Here is a 17,945-nt window from a genome sequence, read left to right as displayed (position 1 = left end):
CTCATAATCGTGAGTAAACAAGGAGAGAAAATGCTATCCAACACCAATAGAACGGAAATTAAGAAAGGCGCACATAAAGCCGTCTCTGATGTTAGCAAACTGCACGCCATCATAGATGAAAGCCTAATCGCTCATATTGCGATAACCAACGAGTCAGGCCCTGTGGTCATCCCTATACTGGCATGGCGTGTCGATGATTACGTGTATATCCATGGTGCCAACAACAGTCGACTGTTACGCTCACTCAAACAAGGAGTGCAAACGTGCTTAACCTTTACTTTGTTTGATGGTTGGGTATTGGCTCGAAGTGCGTTTCACCACAGTGCGCATTATCGCAGTGCAGTGGTCTTTGGCCAGTTTGAGATGGTGGAGGATAACCAAGAGAAAGACAGGTTGTTGAATCACTTTATCGAACAGATCGCTCCAGGGAGAACAAAACAAGTCCGTTTGAGCAATGAAAAAGAGCTCAAAGCCACCATGCTGCTGCGTATCCCACTCACAGAGGCATCTGTGAAAATCAGTAATTTTGGCGTCAACGACGATGCGGAAGACATGGACATTGCTGTTTGGGCAGGTGTCCTACCCTACCGAACCGTCGTAGGTCCACTGCAAGCTTGTGACGATTTGTATGAAGGTATCGCTGAGCCAGACTACCGCAGTGCCTACTCTAATCGTTGGCAGGAATAAGCACCGTAAAACGTGCGCCGCCTAAGTGACTCTCGCCGACGGAAAGCTCCCACCCCAGTTGCCTCGCGGCACTGGTAGCGATGGCAAGCCCTAAACCAAAACCTTTCACGTCGGCGTTACGGCTTTTGTCTAAACGTGAAAATGGCATAAACACTTCTTCTCGCATCGATTCAGGGATGCCCGGACCATCGTCCTCAATATCGATGCTCCAGCAATCCGCTACCATTCGAATCGTCACCTCAACGCAGGATTCACCGTAACGCTTGGCGTTTTGCAATAAATTATCGAGGACGAGGTTACCCAAAGTAGGCTGAAAGTGAATCAATTGGTTCGCGAGTTCATTTTCTGCTCTCAACATGGCGGACTCTAAGCCTAGGTAATTCATGCGGCTTTTACACCAAAGAGGCAGTTCCATGGTTTCAACAGAATCGCTCAAAGAATGGTTTTTCACACTCAAGCGAGACAGCATGACAATGTCGGACGTTAAGTCCGTCACTACATCAACGTATCGTTCAATATCGTCATGTAACTCTGCCTGCATTTCACCACTCGTGCGCCTAGCTAAATCCGTCGCTAGCTGAATACGACTCAGCGGAGTGCGCACTTCATGAGGAATAGCTTGAGTAAAGATGTGTGTTTGACGTACTCGTCTCTCAATCTCTTCAGACATGCAGTTGAAGCCTTGGGCGAGCTCTTTCACGGGTTGCGAAAATTGCTTTAGATCGACTCGCGTATTCAACTCACCAGAACCAAATTGTTGTTGTGCAGCCGTTAGTTGCCGAATTTGGCGGTCAAGACGTCGTACAGGTATGTAAACCATAACACCTAAACTGCACACAACAACCAAAAGTAGAGTCAGTATAAATACAATCTCAGAATCTTCATTCCAATCAACATCTGGGCTAAAGAAATCCGTTTTTTCTTTGAAAACTAAACTCTTCGAGGTGTTAGGTAAAGGGAATACCGCAGCATAGGTACTGCCATCAATAAGATAAACAGGTATCCCTTGTATTCGGTACAGCAGCTTACAATCTCGACAAGGCGGTGATCCGTCCCAGTTTTCAACCAATGTTAAATCAAAGATAAAGAAATCTTGCTTGCCGTTTTCGGTTAACTTCTTGTAGAGAGAGTCCGGAGTGCCTCGTTGCTCAATGTATTGATCGACAAAATAAGCACCATCACTCAAAAAAACGCCGACTTCTGTTTTGCGCATGTACTCTTCCACCATAAAGAGAAACAAAGCAACAGTCAGCGCAAGGCCGGTAACTAACCCCACATATAGACGAGTAAACAGGGAAAACACGCGTCATTTACCTGTCAGCATGTAGCCGTGGTGACGTATGGTTTTAATGGTAGCCGTATGGATATGAACCTTGGAGAATTTCTTCCTTAGCGAGGATATACGCATATCAATCGAACGATCAGTAATGCAGTATTCAATGCCTCGGGCAAGACGACAACATGATTCACGAGATACTGGCTTATCGACATTCAGCATCAGGAGCTCTAAAATTTCAAACTCAGAACTCGTTAAACCAATATCTTTTTCCAAATAAAATGCTTGGGAACGACGAAGACAAAGATTAATGCCATATCGGCTCAGCTTTTCTTCTTCAACGATATCAACTTGACGACAATAGCGACGCAACGCTGCTTCAATACGGGCGAGCAAAATATTGCCTTTTATCGGTTTGGTAAGGTAATCATCAGCACCGAACTTAAATAAGCTCACCTCGCTCATTTCATCATCGGTCGCAGTCAAAACAATGATAATACCATGATAAAACTTACGCGCCTCTTGGCATATTTCTGCGCCATTTTTTCCTGGTAACATCAAATCTAACAGCACTAGGTCCGGCTTGAGCCCCTTAATCGTTTCTAATGCATTTTGACCGTTATCGATGACAGCTACCGTATACCCTTCGGCTTCGAGGTACATTTTGGTTAATCGAGCAATCTCTGAGTCGTCTTCTACTAGTAAGATTGTATTGCCCACCATGAATCATTTACTCCACCAATATGATGGAGGGAGTATATCGCTCGTCCTATACTGCGCAACCCACTTAAATGATAATTTTAATAAAAAGCAGGCTTACATACGCTTACAAACCATACATATACGATAATCCTAATCATTCTATACCTCTAAAACCATGCAATAACCTGAGGTTTTATTCATTATCAGAATATAGCTTCACATAGAAAATAAAATTCGGAATAAAAATCCACTATATTTTTAAATGTATCGAATAATAGGTCTTACCAAAAAACAATATCAACATATATGACTTAGTTTGCTTATATAGACAGGACTTTATGTTGCTTCTAAGTTTCTTGCTCTAATAAAGTCTACGAGTAACATGAAATGAGATATTCCAAATTAACACCTTTAGCCATATTTTGCGCGATAAGTCTAACTGCTTGTGGCGGCAGTGAATCTAATTCGAAACCATCGACAACGACACCTCCACCACCACCAGCGCCAACATTGAGCACTGTCACAATCCCAACTGTCGTTTCTACAGAGTTTCCAGCCAAGTTAAAAGTGGCTGCTGATGCGGGCTTCACCCACTATGTGAAAATCTCCCTTTCTGAAGCAAACAACAATGATACATTTCACATTGTGGCTGTTGATGACGGTGCGAATAATGAAAAAATCTTTCGTGCAGCCAAAATCATCCAACACCTTCTCACAAACCAACCAGACTCTAAGTACGGTGCTGACAAGTCTCGTATCGCTAAGACATTAGCCGAGCGTGATGCCACACTAATGCTGACCGAAAACGACGAACAGAATGATGAGATGTTAACCAAAATCTTTATCAACGAACTGATTCGCCAAGATAAATTGAACGATGCAGTTACAAACTCGGGCTTAGCACACTCTTTTGATACGAGTTCTCTAGAAAAGTTTGTTGTAAGCATGATCGTACTTAACGAAGATGATATGGATACACTTGTCACATCTATCGCGTCAACATTAGTAACTAGTAAAGAAACACCAAACTGGCTAAGGAATAGCCAATCTTTAATGTATCGAGAACTGACAGTTGAAGGCGATTGCCATTACATGAGTAATTTTGCCGATTACTGCGCCAATCTTGGTAAAAAAGCCGAACGAGACGCCGCTTTTGAAGAAATTTTACACTTGGTCCAAGCGCAAGGTATTGCACCTAACACGGCGACTGCGGCACTGCAAAATGACATTCAAGCTCATACGTTAAGCATCTATAACGATATTCAATCGGGCAAACCGACGGTGTGGCGCCCTACTCAGTATGACTGGGACGATTGGAAATCGGACGACTTCGATCCTGAAAGTGTGAAACAAACGGGCCCTTCATATTCTCACGAATATTTTGCTGCCGCTTTTGAAGCGTACATGGGCGTAGCAAAAGCAAACGGACATGGTTTAGATGGCTACCAAGCGTTAACGCGTGAAGAAATGCAAACCCAAGATCCACAAGCCGTTGATTGGATCAGTGGCTTATTCCACGGATACTTGCAATATACCGCGAATATCGACTCTGCGGGCGTCAAGCTCTACACAGAAAAGACAAATCCAGGCACAGTACCTACCTTCCGTATGGCTCCCAACAAAGACGGTTTGATAGAAGCGTACACCTACAAATCTCAGTGGCTAACAAAAGTGAAGATCATTGGCGACGACGCGATGAATGTGATCGGTAATGATCAAAACAATACTTTTGAAGGCAACAGCAAAGACAACAGCATTTATGGTGAAGGCGGTATCAACACCTATATCGTGCCACACAAACTGGCGGAATGTACTGTTATCAAAGCAAAGAGCGTTTCTGTTGAGTGCCCAAATACAGGCACTGACGAGTTGTACGACATTCAGAACATCCAATTCACTGACCAAACCCTAGATGTAACCAAGCTATAAACAATGAAAAACATGAAGAAACTTATTCTATTCACTCCCTTGCTCCTTGCTGGTTGTGGTGGCCTAGCCGTCATGGATCGTACTGATGCCGTAAAAGCACAACCAGAAATGCTGATCAAAACCGACGGTGATTTTTGGGGATTCGGTGCAGATGGTCATTTTGATTTTGCTGGTAAGTACAAAGGCAACTATTCACTCAGTGCTTCTAACTCAAGTTGGTTTAACCATATCTCTTTCAAAGAAGGTACGATGGGCGCAGAAGTGACTCGTATCGACAACGGGGAAACTTGGCTTCTGAGCTGCTCTGGAGGCGGTATGTCGGTTAACTACATGGGCGTCGATTTTGGTGGGAATGATCCTTACACCTGTGATATCACCCAAGATGGCGTCAAAGTGGGAGAATTTGCGATGGAGCCAAAATCCGCTCTCATCGACATCAGCTTCGAGAAAAAAGAGACTGGCGTAGTGCGTATCGGCAGCACCCACTTTAATGTAGAAACCGTACATACTAGTCCCGACGCCATGATGGCGGTAGACATTCCATTGGGTTATAGCTTTAAGGAAGGCACACAAGAAATTGCCGCTGTACAGACGAACGGTACCATTGCGGTACAAATGCTCCCAGAACTTAGTGAACAAAAAAAGGATGTGATTGCCATCGGCGCTGTTGCAAGTGCACTAAGCTGGCGCCCTAAGAAATAGCCATTACATTAAACAACACCAAAAATAGCAAAGCCCTCTACCTTGAGGGCTTTTATTGCTTGTTTTCATAAAGACAAGTGAAGCATTACTTTTCTAATCTTCCCGCATACTGCTTGGGCGTTAATCCACGATGCTTCTTAAACATACGATTGAAGCTCGCCACATTGGTGTAACCAAGGCGCATGGCTATGTCATCAATACTCACGCGCTTACTCAATAACCCAGCCGCAACATTACTCAATACATAGCCGGATACCATCGAGAAGTTGAGGCCTAATTTGTGCAAACGACGTTGAAACTGCTGCTCAGATAAATCAAGCAGAGAAGAAACGCGCTCTAACGTTGGCAATCCATAATGACTGCTGTAGTTCACCACTTCATAAATCACTTTCAACTCATCTTCTGGGTCGGGCATATTAAGCAAATCATCCAAATCGGAAAAACTCATCGCTAAGCGGCTATCTTCTCGGAGGCTCACTTGTCGAGAAGCTAATCGGTCATCTCCCGGGATCCATATTTCTGTTTTTGGCTGACTCCATTCCACCTCGCAGCCGAAATATTCTCGGTATGGTTCAGTATTTTTTCTCGACCCTGAAACCTTCACGCGCAAAGGCTGATAGTCTTTACCAAGAAATTCGCGTAGCACTTTAATCATAAATACCGCACAGCGGATACTATCGTGCACCTTTACTGACGTTTCTATAAACGGATTGTGGTAAGTCCATTTGATGATTTTGCCCGACTGTTCGCCAGCAAAAAACGCCCCAGATTGTAAGTTACTCGCACCATAATTAACGCGTCGAATCGCGCTGGCTAAATCATTCCCAGAAAATAGCCAGCGTCCCACAGGTCCAAGCTTTTGCAGTTCAATACCTCGGCTGAGACTCAAAACCACATCTGGATCACTACTGGCTTGTTCAACACAACGATACCATTCTGCGACGGCTTTTAGCGGGATCAGTGTCATTGGGTTGTGAAATACCGACGACGGAATCCCCAGTTCATCCGAGCCCACATTATATTTAGATAACGCGAGGTTATGCATGTTTAGAATGCCCATCGCGCGACCAATCACATCAAATTTAATCCTCTATTGATTGAATCTGTCACAAAGAAAGACCTAAATCAAATCCAGATCACAATACGCCAACCGTTTGATAGAGGAGTGTTTAATGAGTTTACTGAGTGTCCCATTTGTCGGAACTGGTGCAGATACAGCGTTACATATTGTCGCTGCCGTCGTTTTAATCGCGAGTGTCGCGGGCGCGTGTTACGGCTTTTGGAAAATCCATGAGTTGCCAATTAATAAGGCGCACAGCAAAGACCATCATCAGATAGGGCTCATCACTGCGCTCACCTGGATAGGGTTTGTCTGGCACTGGGTTTGGGTGCTAGCTGTTATCTTTGCATTCGTTGATATGGAAAAAGCCATCATCAATCTGCGTGATACATGGAAAAGTAAACCGCAAACAGAAACACAGCCAAAAGAGGAAGCGTAATGTTAGAAGGTTTAGCGGTATGGGCACTCTTCATCTATTTGCTGCGTTTGGTTGGCATGCCTTGGAACAAAGCAACCAAATCGTTCGCTTATCTTGGCGGTTTGAGTTGGCTGATGTTCGTATGGGTAGGTTTGATTAACTTCACCCCGATGGATTTATCCGGTGGTTCTGTCGTGCAGTCACCACACATCCAATTGCGTCCAGATTCAACCAATGTGAAGGGTAAAGTTGACCACATTTACATTAAGCCAAATCAACAAGTTAAAGAAGGTCAGCTTATTTATGAACTTGACCCAACTCAATACGAAATCGCATTAAATCAGGCGAACGTATCCGCCGATTCTGCACGAGTCGCATTAGCTACGGCAAAAGGCGACATCGAGATTGAAGAAGCGAATCATCAAGCATTGGTGCAAGATCTAGAAACATCAAAGAGCCAATTGGAAGCGGCGAAAGTTGACTACAAATTGCAGAAAAAGATGCTAGATCGTTATGTTGAGCAAAACCGAGTGGTGCAAAACACCATCACGGAAAGCGACATCGACAAACAATCGAGTGCGGTTGATATGGCACGTCACAACGTGTTGACCCTTGAGTCTCAAATTAAGAAGAAACAAGTCGATATTTCCCGCGCAAAACTGGCGATTCATAAAGCAGAGCTCGCAGTTGAAACCAAACAAGCCGAACTGCGCCAAGCTGAAGAGCAAATTGCAAAAGCGCAATGGGATTTGAACAGCACCAAAGTTCATGCCCCAACAGATGGCTTTGTCACCAACTTTATCCTGCGTGAAGGTCAGCGTGTTTCGATGATGCCACGTATTAATATGTACACTAACGAGAAGTATGTGCTGATGCGAGTCAACCACCAGGCGATTCGTAACATCAAACCGGGTCAACCTGCGGAATTCTCTTCGTCCGTTTACCCAGGCAAGATCTTCTCAGCGACCGTCGAAGGCATTGTTGAAGCAACAGGTGAGTCACAAGGTAATCTGCTGGGTTTCGATGATTCTGTTCGCGTTACAACCGGCAAGAACTTACAGAACAAACACCACTTTGTTCGTCTTAAGATTGATGAGCCAGAAGGCTACGACATTCCTGTTGGCTCTGTTGGCCTCGCATGGGTCAGCGGTGAAAAACCGATAGGCTTCATGGCCTTCTTGGATGTGATTCGCGGGATCATCATTCGAATGAAGTCTCAGCTGTACTTCTTCTACTCCATCTAAACTCACAAACCGCCAGTTTCGCTGGCGGTTTTTTCATTTGTATCCAAACACATCCTTTTCCCGTATAACAATTAGTTAGTAAACAGCGGAGAAGATTCATGTCGGCAAAGGAAAGAAGCCTACCTACCCATCGTATCTCAAGGTTCAGCAAGTTCGCTTCACTTGCTACCCGTGTCGCAGGCAATGTGATTGCAGAAGGCACGAAACAAATCGCCAAAGGCAATAAACCAAAAGCGAAAGACCTCTTGCTGACGCCACAAAACATCGCACGGTTGACAGACCAACTTGCTCACCTACGTGGCGCTGCAATGAAGCTTGGTCAAATGCTCTCAATGGATGCTGGTGATGTTTTGGAACCTGAACTCGCCGATATTCTTTCCCGTCTTCGCTCCAACGCAGACCCAATGCCTGCCAAGCAACTGAACGGAGTCATGGAAAGTTCGCTAGGAACGAGTTGGAAAGCTGAGTTTCTATCATTTAACTTCAAACCAATCGCCAGTGCATCAATAGGACAGGTGCACCAAGCCTACAGCGATGCGGGCGATAACCTAGCCGTCAAAGTGCAATATCCGGGCATACGAAAAAGTATCGATAGCGACGTAGACAACGTAGGTACGCTGCTTAAAGTCGTTGGGTTGATTCCAGAATCCGTCGACTACAAAGGGCTACTAGAAGAAGCCAAAAAGCAACTGCATGATGAAGCCGATTACGCACGAGAGGCGCAATTTGCCATTCGTTATCATGACGCTTTGAAGGAGCACCCTCATTTTGTCGTGCCGAAGATTCATACTGAAAGTTGCTCAGACTCCGTTCTCGCGATGGAATTCATTGATGGTAGCCCGATTGAGAAAATCGAACATTATGATCAGAGTACACGGGATTTTGTCATGCACAGTTTGCTCGAATTGCTGTTCAGAGAGCTGTTCGAATTCAAGATGGTGCAAACCGATCCTAACTTCGCCAATTACTTGTACATTGAAAGTACTCGCCAAATCGGCTTGTTAGATTTCGGGGCGACTCGCGAATACAGCGAACGATTCAGTGCCGGCTATCGCAAAGCCTTTGCGTCCGTCATGAATAATGACGAACAAGGCTTGAATGACGCGCTTGAACAAATTGGCTTCTTCAGCCAAACCATCCTACCTGACCAGCGCCAAGCGATTCTCAATTTAGTAAAAATGGCATGTGAACCCATGTTAGTTGATGAGCCATATGATTTTAAAGCCAGTGGCTTAGCGCAAAAACTTCGCGAAGCTGGCACTATTTTGAGCATGGAACAAGAGTACTGGCATACCCCACCTGCCGATGCCCTATTTTTACATCGTAAAATTGGTGGAATGTATTTGCTCGCAGCGAGAATTGGCGCAAAAGTGAACATTCGCCAGTTGGTACAGCCATATCTCACTATCAACAGCGAATAGCCTATTGTTTTTCTGTTACTTTCAAGTACCTTGAGCAAGGTTAAGATGCATAGTTGTGCATCTCAATAACATGCCATACTTCCATAAAACGAATTAACTATCGGGGTACTCGGTGAGCAAGTTTCAAGATCTCTCCACTCTAATCCAGCAAATTGGCCAAGCCGAAGAAGCGGATCAAGTCGCAACGCTCAATGAATCTATTGAAGCGGGTCTCGAACCTGGCGCAGTCGCCCTAATTCTGGAAGCCTTTCCAATCGATGATCGTGTTCGCTTATGGCGAGCTTTGCCACTAGAACTGCATATCGACGTGTTAACGGAAATGCGTGCCGACGTACGTTTTTCTATCATCAATGCATTATCTGAAGTCGAGCTAAAACTCACCCTCGCTAAACTTGATAACTTATCGCTGATCGAATGGGCGGATTCGTTGCCTGAGTCGATCATCAACGAAGCGCTCGCGTTAATCGAAAAAGATGAGTTAGAGCTTTACGATCAGGCAAACGAATATGAAGATGAAGAACTCGGCCACTGGGCTGAGCGTAAAATCATCACCCTGCCCTTTAATATTACGATTGGAACCGCTAAGCAGTTAATGGAGCGCTATAGCTACGACACGCCTCAACAGGTCTACCTGATCAACCGTAATAAACAGTATCGAGGGACAGTCAATTACTACGAAATTTTACGTAGTGATCCTGATACTCGCTTGAAAACACTCGTTATTGAAGCGGTGACGGTGCTAGACAGTAAGATGATGCTTCCCGAAGCGGTAGAAGCATTAGAGCACAGTACACTGCCCGCTCTGCCTGTGACCGATGCAGACCACACTCTGATTGGTGAAGTCGATTGGCAATTTGCATTAAGTACGCAACGTGAAATCTACGAAGCGCGCTTAATGGCCGGTACTGGTATGGATGAAGGCGATGACTTGTTTGCGCCAGTATTAAAAAGCTCGCAAAAACGCGGCGTGTGGCTGGGCATCAATTTGCTGACTGCAATTTTAGCGTCTGTCACTATCGGGCTATTTGAAGACGTGATTGCTCAAGTGGTGGCTTTGGCCGTACTAATGCCAATTGTTGCATCGATGGGTGGCATTGCAGGCAGCCAAACGCTGACTCTAATGGTTCGTGCGATGGCGCTTAATCAGATTACCCCAGGTAACCGATTCAAATTCTTAAAAAATGAGTTGGGCATAGGCTCACTGAACGGCATTGCTTGGGCGCTAATCATCGGCGGGTTAGCCGGATTGTGGTTCCAATCGCCAGTTTTAGGCGGAACCATCGCGCTGGCCATTATCGTCAACATTATTACCGCTGCTTTATTTGGTGTGTTGATACCCATTATTTTGGATAAGTTTAAATTGGATCCAGCCTTAGCAGGTTCGGTTATTCTAACGACGGTGACAGATGTGGTTGGTTTCTTCGCCTTTTTGGGAACGGCGAGTTTAGTCATGCTCTAAAAAGTCCACTGTTTATTAATCAATCATTAGCATAATAGAGTCAAATTGCATAACGCAGTTGCAAATTGCAAACAAACTCAAACTTTAAGCAACGCATGTCACAGAAACTACGTATTTTGGGGCATATTAAAGTTGGCACAGTAACTGCACTATATAAATTGACCCTTCTTAAGCCGAGGGTCACCTAGCCAACTGACGTTGTTAGTGAGCTTGATTTTGTTCACATGTATATAAGCCAATCGCACTCTTTGCGGTTGGCTATTTTTTTATGTGGCTACTGCTCTCCTTTATCCTCTGAACGAGATCAGTTGTACTTTTCTTGCCCTCACCCGACTGTTTACTGTTTATAAAATTCAAATATTCCCTCACTAACCCACCAAAAATACCGATTTCAACAAAAATAAACCACCTAACCCAAATAAAACCAAGAAAACACACCCCAAAAAAGAACAAATAACGTCCAAACCAAAAATCTCATCATAGAATCGTTTTCTTTTCATAGAAATCGACTTAACAATCCAGAGTTATAGATAAATTTAATCCATAAAAACAAATAGCAATTCAAAACATTCATTTCACATAGAAAACCTGTCTATAAATCATAGAAAATACGTAAAAATAAACTTTTCACTTTTAGAAATTAAAAAGCAAACTGTTGTTATTAAAAGAAAAAATAGAAAACAAAAATCAAGCAAACGTTTAAGTTGAAATTTTATCATTGACTATCAAATTTACATCACGATAATACGCGCCGTTTGCCTGAAAACCAGGTGCTATAATTTAACATTTCAATGTGCGGAGGTAATAATGGCTGGAGACAATAACTACAGTCTTGGACCAGTTCCCAACACGGCCAGAAAAGGCGTGGCGTCACTAACCATGGTGATGTTAGGACTCACTTTTTTCTCCGCAAGTATGTGGACAGGGGGTTCTCTCGGTACTGGGCTCTCCTTTAATGATTTTTTCCTCGCTGTTCTCATCGGTAACCTAATCCTCGGTATTTACACTTCTTTCCTCGGTTACATCGGCGCTTCTACTGGTCTCTCTACTCACCTTCTTGCTCGTTTCTCTTTTGGTTCTAAAGGATCTTGGCTTCCTTCTGCTCTTCTTGGTGGTACTCAAGTTGGGTGGTTTGGAGTTGGTGTCGCGATGTTTGCGATTCCGGTGCATAAAGCAACGGACATCGATACCAATACTTTGATCCTTGTCTCCGGTTTGCTCATGACCGCGACCGTTTACTTTGGCATCTCAGCACTGATGGTGTTGTCAGCAATTGCCGTTCCTGCCATTGCGCTACTTGGCGGCTACTCTGTCATCGAGGCAGTAAATAGCGTTGGCGGTATTAGCGAACTACAACAGGTTCAACCAACCGAGCCACTCGATTTTTCAATAGCTCTCGCGATGGTTGTCGGCTCTTTTGTCAGTGCTGGTACATTAACGGCAGATTTCGTGCGCTTTGGCAAAAAGCCGCGCAGCGCCGTGATGATCACCATGGTGGCATTTTTCATCGGTAACTCGTTAATGTTTATCTTTGGCGCGGCAGGTGCGTCGGTGACTGGTCAATCAGACATCTCTGAAGTGATGATTGCGCAAGGTTTATTGATTCCTGCCATCATCGTACTTGGGTTAAACATTTGGACGACCAACGACAACGCGCTCTACGCATCGGGTCTTGGATTTTCCAACATCACTGGCTTACCAAGCAAATACATCTCGATGGCGAACGGGCTTGTTGGCACACTTTGCGCTCTCTGGCTCTACAATAACTTTGTTGGCTGGCTAACCTTCTTATCGTTGGCAATTCCACCGATTGGCGGCGTGATCATCGCTGACTTCTTCACGAACCGTAAGCGCTACGCAAACTTTGAAGCCGCCCAGTTCCAAAGCGTAAACTGGGCTGGCATTATCGCTGTAGCGATTGGCGTTAGTGCGGGACACTTCCTTCCTGGCGTGGTACCGATTAACGCTGTACTTGGCGGCGCAATTAGCTTCCTGATTCTTAATCCTATTCTTAACAAAAAAGCACTGGCTACACAGCCAGCGTAAGGAACCATCATGACAACACTACTGATCAAAAACGTAACGCTAAAAGGACAAGAAGGTCTGCAGCAAATTTTGATTGAAGATGGTCAATTCAAGCGCATTGAAAGCAACGATGTGGCGCTTAATCATAACGGTGACACCATCGATGCTGAAGGCGGCATGGCGGTGGCGCCTTTCTGCGAGCCGCACATCCACTTAGATACAACGCAAACCGCAGGCGAGCCAAGCTGGAACATCTCTGGCACATTGTTTGAGGGTATTGAACGTTGGGCTGAGCGCAAAGAAATGCTGTCGATTGAAGACGTGAAAGAGCGCGCAAAACAAACCTTAAAATGGCAGATCGCAAACGGCGTACAACACGTTCGAACTCACGTAGACGTTTCAGACCCTACCCTAATTGCCCTAAAAGCGATGGTAGAAGTGCGTGAAGAGATGAAAGAGTGGGTAGACATCCAAATCGTTGCGTTTCCGCAGGAAGGTATTCTCTCTTACCCAAATGGCAAAGAGCTGCTAGAAGAAGCAATCAAATTGGGGGCGGACGTTATTGGCGCGATTCCACACTTTGAATTCACACGCGAATATGGCATTGAATCACTGCACTACGTATTCGAGTTAGCACAAAAATACGACCGTCTGATCGACGTGCATTGTGATGAAATCGATGACGAGCAATCTCGCTTCGTTGAAACGCTGGCAGCATTAGCGCACAAGTTCGATATGGGAAATAAAGTCACGGCCAGTCACACAACAGCGATGGGTTCCTACAACGGTGCATACGCATCTCGCCTGTTCCGTTTATTACGCATGTCCGGTATCAACTTCGTGGCAAATCCATTGGTGAACATTCACTTACAAGGCCGTTTTGATGATTACCCAAAACGTCGCGGCGTAACACGAGTGAAAGAGATGCTGAATGCCAACATCAACGTCTGCTTTGGACACGATGATGTATTTGACCCTTGGTACCCACTAGGCACTGCAAACATGCTGCAAGTGCTGCATATGGGTCTGCACGTGTGTCAGGTGATGGGTTACGACCAAATCAACAACTCACTGGATCTGATCAGCACCAATTCAGCACGTACACTGAACATTCAAGACAAGTATGGAATTGAAGAAGGCAAACCAGGTAGCCTACTGATTCTTCCTGCAGAAAATGGTTTTGACGTCGTACGTCGCCAAGTACCGGTTCGCTACTCTGTTCGTCACGGTAAAGTGATTGCAGAAACACAGCCTGCGACGACTCATATTCATCTTGAACAAGCAGAGCAAGTGACGTTCAAGCGCTGAGGTTCGTAAAAATACCGACTAAAACGAAAAAGGGTCTGACGAAATCATCAGGCCCTTTTGCTATTGGCAAACGTCACTGCTGTTCTGTGTCTTACGACCTTAGTAGCCAACCGAACGTACAAAAATGCTATTTAAGATGACCCGATACTTACTAAGTTGCATAAGGTTCTGATGGCTAAATCTCAATTACACTATCGAACTTGGAAATTCCTCTCTGCGTTCGGCATACTTCTGCCTTCACTTTAGTGGTAGATATAACTCATGACCTTATTAAGCCAGATAGAATCGCAATTTTTGGAATTTATGCAGCAAGAGATGCAAGTCGATGCGGCACATGACATAAGCCATGTTCAACGGGTCGTAAACACCGCAAAAAAACTGGCTATGGAAGAAGGCGCCGACTTATCTATTGTGCTTCCCGCCGCCTATTTACATGATTGTTTTACCTATCCGAAAGATCATCCAAACCGCAAGCAGAGCTCAATCATTGCAGCCAAAAAAGCGGTCGCGTTTTTAGAAAGTATCGATTATCCGCAGCAATACCATGATGCCATTGCCCATGCGATAGAAGCACACAGCTTTAGCGCTAATATCAGACCCAACACATTGGAGGCAAAAGTCGTTCAAGATGCCGACCGTCTGGACGCTTTAGGCGCAATTGGCATTACTCGCTGTATACAAGTGAGCACTGAGTTTGATGCGCAACTTTACGATGACAAAGACATCTTTGCTCAACAGCGAGAGCTCGACGATAAACAATTCACTCTGGATCACTTTCAAACCAAGTTATTCAAAATCGCTGAAACTATGAACACGGAGTCAGCGAGACGCGAAGCGCAAAAACGCAAAGCCTTTATGCAAGCGTATATAGAGCAATTACACGACGAGGTGACAGCATAAATGTCAGAAAGCTATACGTTAATTAAAGAGCTTAAACGCCAACTAAAGTTAGCTGGGCTGCATTATGCCGATGTTGCACAACACCTTGATTTAAGTGAAGGAAGCGTCAAACGTTTACTCGCTGAAGGTCAACACATTAGCCTTGAACGCTTAGAACGCATTTGCCAATTGATTGGTTTAGAAATGGCGGAACTGTTTAAGCTCGCGGCTGTGCACAATAAAGGTCTAGAGTCGCTAACATTAGAGCAAGAAAAGCAGTTGGTTGACGATAAAGCCCTGCTACTCGTGGCGATCTGTGTTGTAAATGGCTATCAGTTTGAACAAATCGTTCAGCAATACACTTTCAATGAGTTGGAACTGGTGCAAAAACTTGCTCAGTTGGATCGTCTGAACATCATCGACTTGCAGACAAATAACAAAATTCGTTTGCGTATATCTCCGACATTTAAGTGGCAGATGGGCGGCCCTATTCAACGGTTCTTCCAACAGCAAGTTCAAGACGCCTTTTTCCAAAGCTACTTTGCTGGTGAAGATGAACAGTTGTCCATGGCAACAGGATTGATGAGCGTACCAACCAACAAGAAGCTGCAACAGAAACTGCAAAAGGTCATCGATGAGTTTTATCAGGCTTGCCAAAGTGATAGCTCTCTCGATATGGACGAAAAGCACGGCACCTCTCTCATTATTGCGATGCGTCGCTGGACGTTCCCTCTGTTTGAACCATGGGAAAGAAAATGCACTCAGAAGTCTCGAAATTAGTAACTCAATAAACAAGTGGAAATGAAAGTAACGAATTTCGTTACTTTTGGTGGCATACAACGTCACTTGAAAGAGAAAGCTGGTTTAATCGTTCATTGAGCATAAAGTGCTCCCATCTCATTCGACTTTGTTTAATCGGGGCCAGCATGTTTTTCTCAAAACGCTTTTTTCCTTACTTTGTGACGCAGTGTCTTGGCGCACTCAATGACAACATCTACAAAAACGTTCTGTTATTGATGGTGACTTACAGCCAAATTGATAACCTACCAATATCCGTCAATCTATTCGTTAATTTGGCGGCAGGCTTATTCATCCTACCTTTCTTTCTATTCTCTGCGCATGCTGGTGCCGTCGCTGACAGCATGGACAAAGCCAAATTAATCCGGCGTCTAAAACTCATCGAGCTGGCTATCATGTCTTGCGCTGCAACCGCTATTGCCACTCAAAGTGCCATGCTGATGCTGGCTCTTTTGTTTATGACAGGCACTCAATCGGCCTATTTTGGTCCCGTAAAATACGCCTTACTACCACAAGCGCTCAAACCAAATGAGCTTGTTAAAGGAAATGCTTGGGTTGAAATGGGCACGTTCCTTTCGATTCTTATCGGTACGCTTAGCGCAGGCCTGCTGCTAGCCATTCCTAATGGTACCTTGATTGCTTCTTGTGTCGTGATTGCCTTGTCTTTGCTTGGGTTTATGAGCAGTGTGAACATTCCAACGATGCCTAGCCAATCGAATGACAAAGCGAAATTTGAACCGATTTCTGGTTTAAAGAACACGTTAAAAGTGGCAAAAAAACAGAGAGGCATTTGGATGTCTATTCTAGCCATCAGTTGGTTTTGGTTCATGGGGGCGACTTACCTGACTCAATTCCCTAACTTTGCGCGTGAACATTTGTTTGCAGACAGTACTGTCGTTTCTTTACTGTTGGCATTATTTTCCATTGGTATCGCGACAGGCTCTTGGTTGTGTGAAAAACTTTCTTTCAACCACGTTGAGCTTGGTATTTTGCCATTCGGTATCCTTGGTCTGACAGTCTTTGGCGTCGACTTGCTATGGGCAGTCCCAAGTTATCCATCACTTCCGGTGCACTTTTATGATGTGCAAAGCTTTGTTGCTGAATCCAAACATCTGCGCGTCATGATTGACCTATTCCTTGTTGGTGTAAGCGGCGGTGTCTTTATTGTTCCTCTTTATGCGTTCATCCAATCGCGTTCAAACAAAGGTGAATGTGCACGTGCCATTGCTGCTAATAACATCATGAATGCGTTGTTTATGGTGGTGTCTGCTTTGGTTTCGATCGTTGTACTCAGCGTACTAGAGCTTTCTATTGTGGAACTGTTTGCCATGATGGCAATAGGTAACTTCTTCGTGGCAATCTATGTCTATCGTCAAGTACCAGAATTTACACAACGCTTTATCAGTTATTTACTCAGCCATTGTATGTATCGTGTGTCAGTAAAGGGGCGCCAACATATTCCTGAACAAGGTGCTGCGTTAATCGTGGCTAACCATGTTAGCTATGTCGATGCGTTGATTTTGATGGGAACCTCTACTCGCCCGGTTCGTTTTGTGATGGACAAGTCCATCAGCGAGCTGCCTGTTCTTAGATATGTTTTCCGTCATGCAGGTGTTATCCCGATCTGTTCTCCACGTAAGTGTGCCGACACTTATCGACGAGCATTTGAACAGATTGAACAAGCACTTAACGACGGTGAAGTTGTCTGTATCTTCCCTGAGGGTCGTTTAACGTCTAACGGTCAATTGGGTGAGTTTCGCCCTGGTGTGGAAAAAATCCTTGAACGTAATCCTGTACCTGTCATCCCTATGGCACTAAAAGGGCTTTGGGGTTCTTTTTTCAGCCACAAAGGCGGACATGCTCTCACAAAACGACCGACTCGTTTTTGGTCAAAAGTGGACGTTGTTATCGGTGACGTGTTAAGCCCAGCTTCTTTAAATCGTCATCAATTGCAACAACAAGTACAGGATTTACTGGGCTGATATGCTTGCTTTACCGATCAAACTTTGCAGCAAAACGTAAATATGCACAACAAAG

General features: G+C 44.7%; 15 protein-coding genes. 12 read left to right on the top strand and 3 right to left on the bottom strand.

What is annotated here, in order from left to right:
• Positions 1–30: 30 nt before the first annotated feature.
• A complete protein-coding gene (locus LIX84_RS01545) occupies positions 31–687 on the top strand; it encodes a pyridoxamine 5'-phosphate oxidase family protein (RefSeq protein WP_226420440.1) in 657 nt (218 codons plus the stop codon).
• On the opposite strand, the gene LIX84_RS01540 is transcribed toward LIX84_RS01545, so the two are convergent.
• A complete protein-coding gene (locus tag LIX84_RS01540) occupies positions 668–1,990 on the bottom strand; it encodes an ATP-binding protein (RefSeq protein WP_226420439.1) in 1,323 nt (440 codons plus the stop codon). The two genes, LIX84_RS01545 and LIX84_RS01540, sit on opposite strands and share 20 nt — an antisense overlap.
• Before the next feature lie 3 nt (positions 1,991–1,993).
• Positions 1,994–2,686, bottom strand: coding sequence for a response regulator transcription factor (locus LIX84_RS01535; RefSeq protein WP_226420438.1), 693 nt, complete (start codon positions 2,684–2,686; stop codon positions 1,994–1,996).
• A gap of 366 nt (positions 2,687–3,052) precedes the next feature.
• Between LIX84_RS01535 and LIX84_RS01530 the strand changes: the two genes are divergently transcribed.
• Positions 3,053–4,594, top strand: coding sequence for a hypothetical protein (locus LIX84_RS01530; protein ID WP_226420437.1), 1,542 nt, complete (start codon positions 3,053–3,055; stop codon positions 4,592–4,594).
• 12 nt (positions 4,595–4,606) lie between these two features.
• The gene (locus tag LIX84_RS01525; protein WP_226420436.1) at positions 4,607–5,296 is read left to right on the top strand and encodes a hypothetical protein; all 690 of its coding nucleotides are present in this window, start codon (positions 4,607–4,609) and stop codon (positions 5,294–5,296) included.
• Between the two features lie 85 nt (positions 5,297–5,381).
• Here the strand turns inward: LIX84_RS01525 and LIX84_RS01520 are convergent, their stop codons facing one another.
• Positions 5,382–6,356, bottom strand: coding sequence for an AraC family transcriptional regulator (locus tag LIX84_RS01520; RefSeq protein ID WP_226420828.1), 975 nt, complete (start codon positions 6,354–6,356; stop codon positions 5,382–5,384).
• A 112-nt stretch (positions 6,357–6,468) separates the two neighbouring features.
• On the opposite strand from LIX84_RS01520, the gene LIX84_RS01515 reads away from it, so the two are divergent.
• From LIX84_RS01515 to LIX84_RS01475, 9 genes are all read left to right on the top strand, one after another.
• Positions 6,469–6,795, top strand: coding sequence for an MFS transporter (locus LIX84_RS01515; RefSeq protein WP_226420435.1), 327 nt, complete (start codon positions 6,469–6,471; stop codon positions 6,793–6,795).
• Positions 6,795–8,018 (top strand): HlyD family secretion protein, encoded by a 1,224-nt coding sequence (locus LIX84_RS01510; RefSeq protein WP_029835213.1) that lies wholly within the window; start codon positions 6,795–6,797, stop codon positions 8,016–8,018. Before LIX84_RS01515 ends, LIX84_RS01510 begins: the two co-directional genes overlap by 1 nt.
• A gap of 98 nt (positions 8,019–8,116) precedes the next feature.
• Positions 8,117–9,439 (top strand): ABC1 kinase family protein, encoded by a 1,323-nt coding sequence (locus tag LIX84_RS01505; RefSeq protein ID WP_226420434.1) that lies wholly within the window; start codon positions 8,117–8,119, stop codon positions 9,437–9,439.
• Between the two features lie 112 nt (positions 9,440–9,551).
• Positions 9,552–10,898, top strand: coding sequence for a magnesium transporter (locus LIX84_RS01500; RefSeq protein WP_226420433.1), 1,347 nt, complete (start codon positions 9,552–9,554; stop codon positions 10,896–10,898).
• Between the two features lie 807 nt (positions 10,899–11,705).
• Positions 11,706–12,944, top strand: coding sequence for a cytosine permease (codB, locus tag LIX84_RS01495; protein ID WP_226420432.1), 1,239 nt, complete (start codon positions 11,706–11,708; stop codon positions 12,942–12,944).
• A 9-nt stretch (positions 12,945–12,953) separates the two neighbouring features.
• Positions 12,954–14,231: a cytosine deaminase gene (locus LIX84_RS01490; RefSeq protein WP_226420431.1), complete on the top strand. Its 1,278-nt coding sequence runs from the start codon at positions 12,954–12,956 to the stop codon at positions 14,229–14,231.
• 261 nt (positions 14,232–14,492) lie between these two features.
• Positions 14,493–15,131: an HD domain-containing protein gene (locus LIX84_RS01485; RefSeq protein WP_226420430.1), complete on the top strand. Its 639-nt coding sequence runs from the start codon at positions 14,493–14,495 to the stop codon at positions 15,129–15,131.
• Positions 15,132–15,890, top strand: coding sequence for a helix-turn-helix domain-containing protein (locus LIX84_RS01480; RefSeq protein ID WP_226420429.1), 759 nt, complete (start codon positions 15,132–15,134; stop codon positions 15,888–15,890).
• A 146-nt stretch (positions 15,891–16,036) separates the two neighbouring features.
• Positions 16,037–17,890, top strand: a complete 1,854-nt coding sequence (locus tag LIX84_RS01475; protein ID WP_104972347.1) for an MFS transporter — start codon at positions 16,037–16,039, stop codon at positions 17,888–17,890.
• Positions 17,891–17,945 lie beyond the last annotated feature (55 nt).

Source organism: Vibrio sp. E14, from assembly GCF_020515785.1.
GTDB lineage: Bacteria > Pseudomonadota > Gammaproteobacteria > Enterobacterales > Vibrionaceae > Vibrio > Vibrio diabolicus.
The sequence above is the reverse complement of the archived record's forward strand: the minus strand, read 5'-3'. Positions and strand labels throughout refer to the sequence as shown.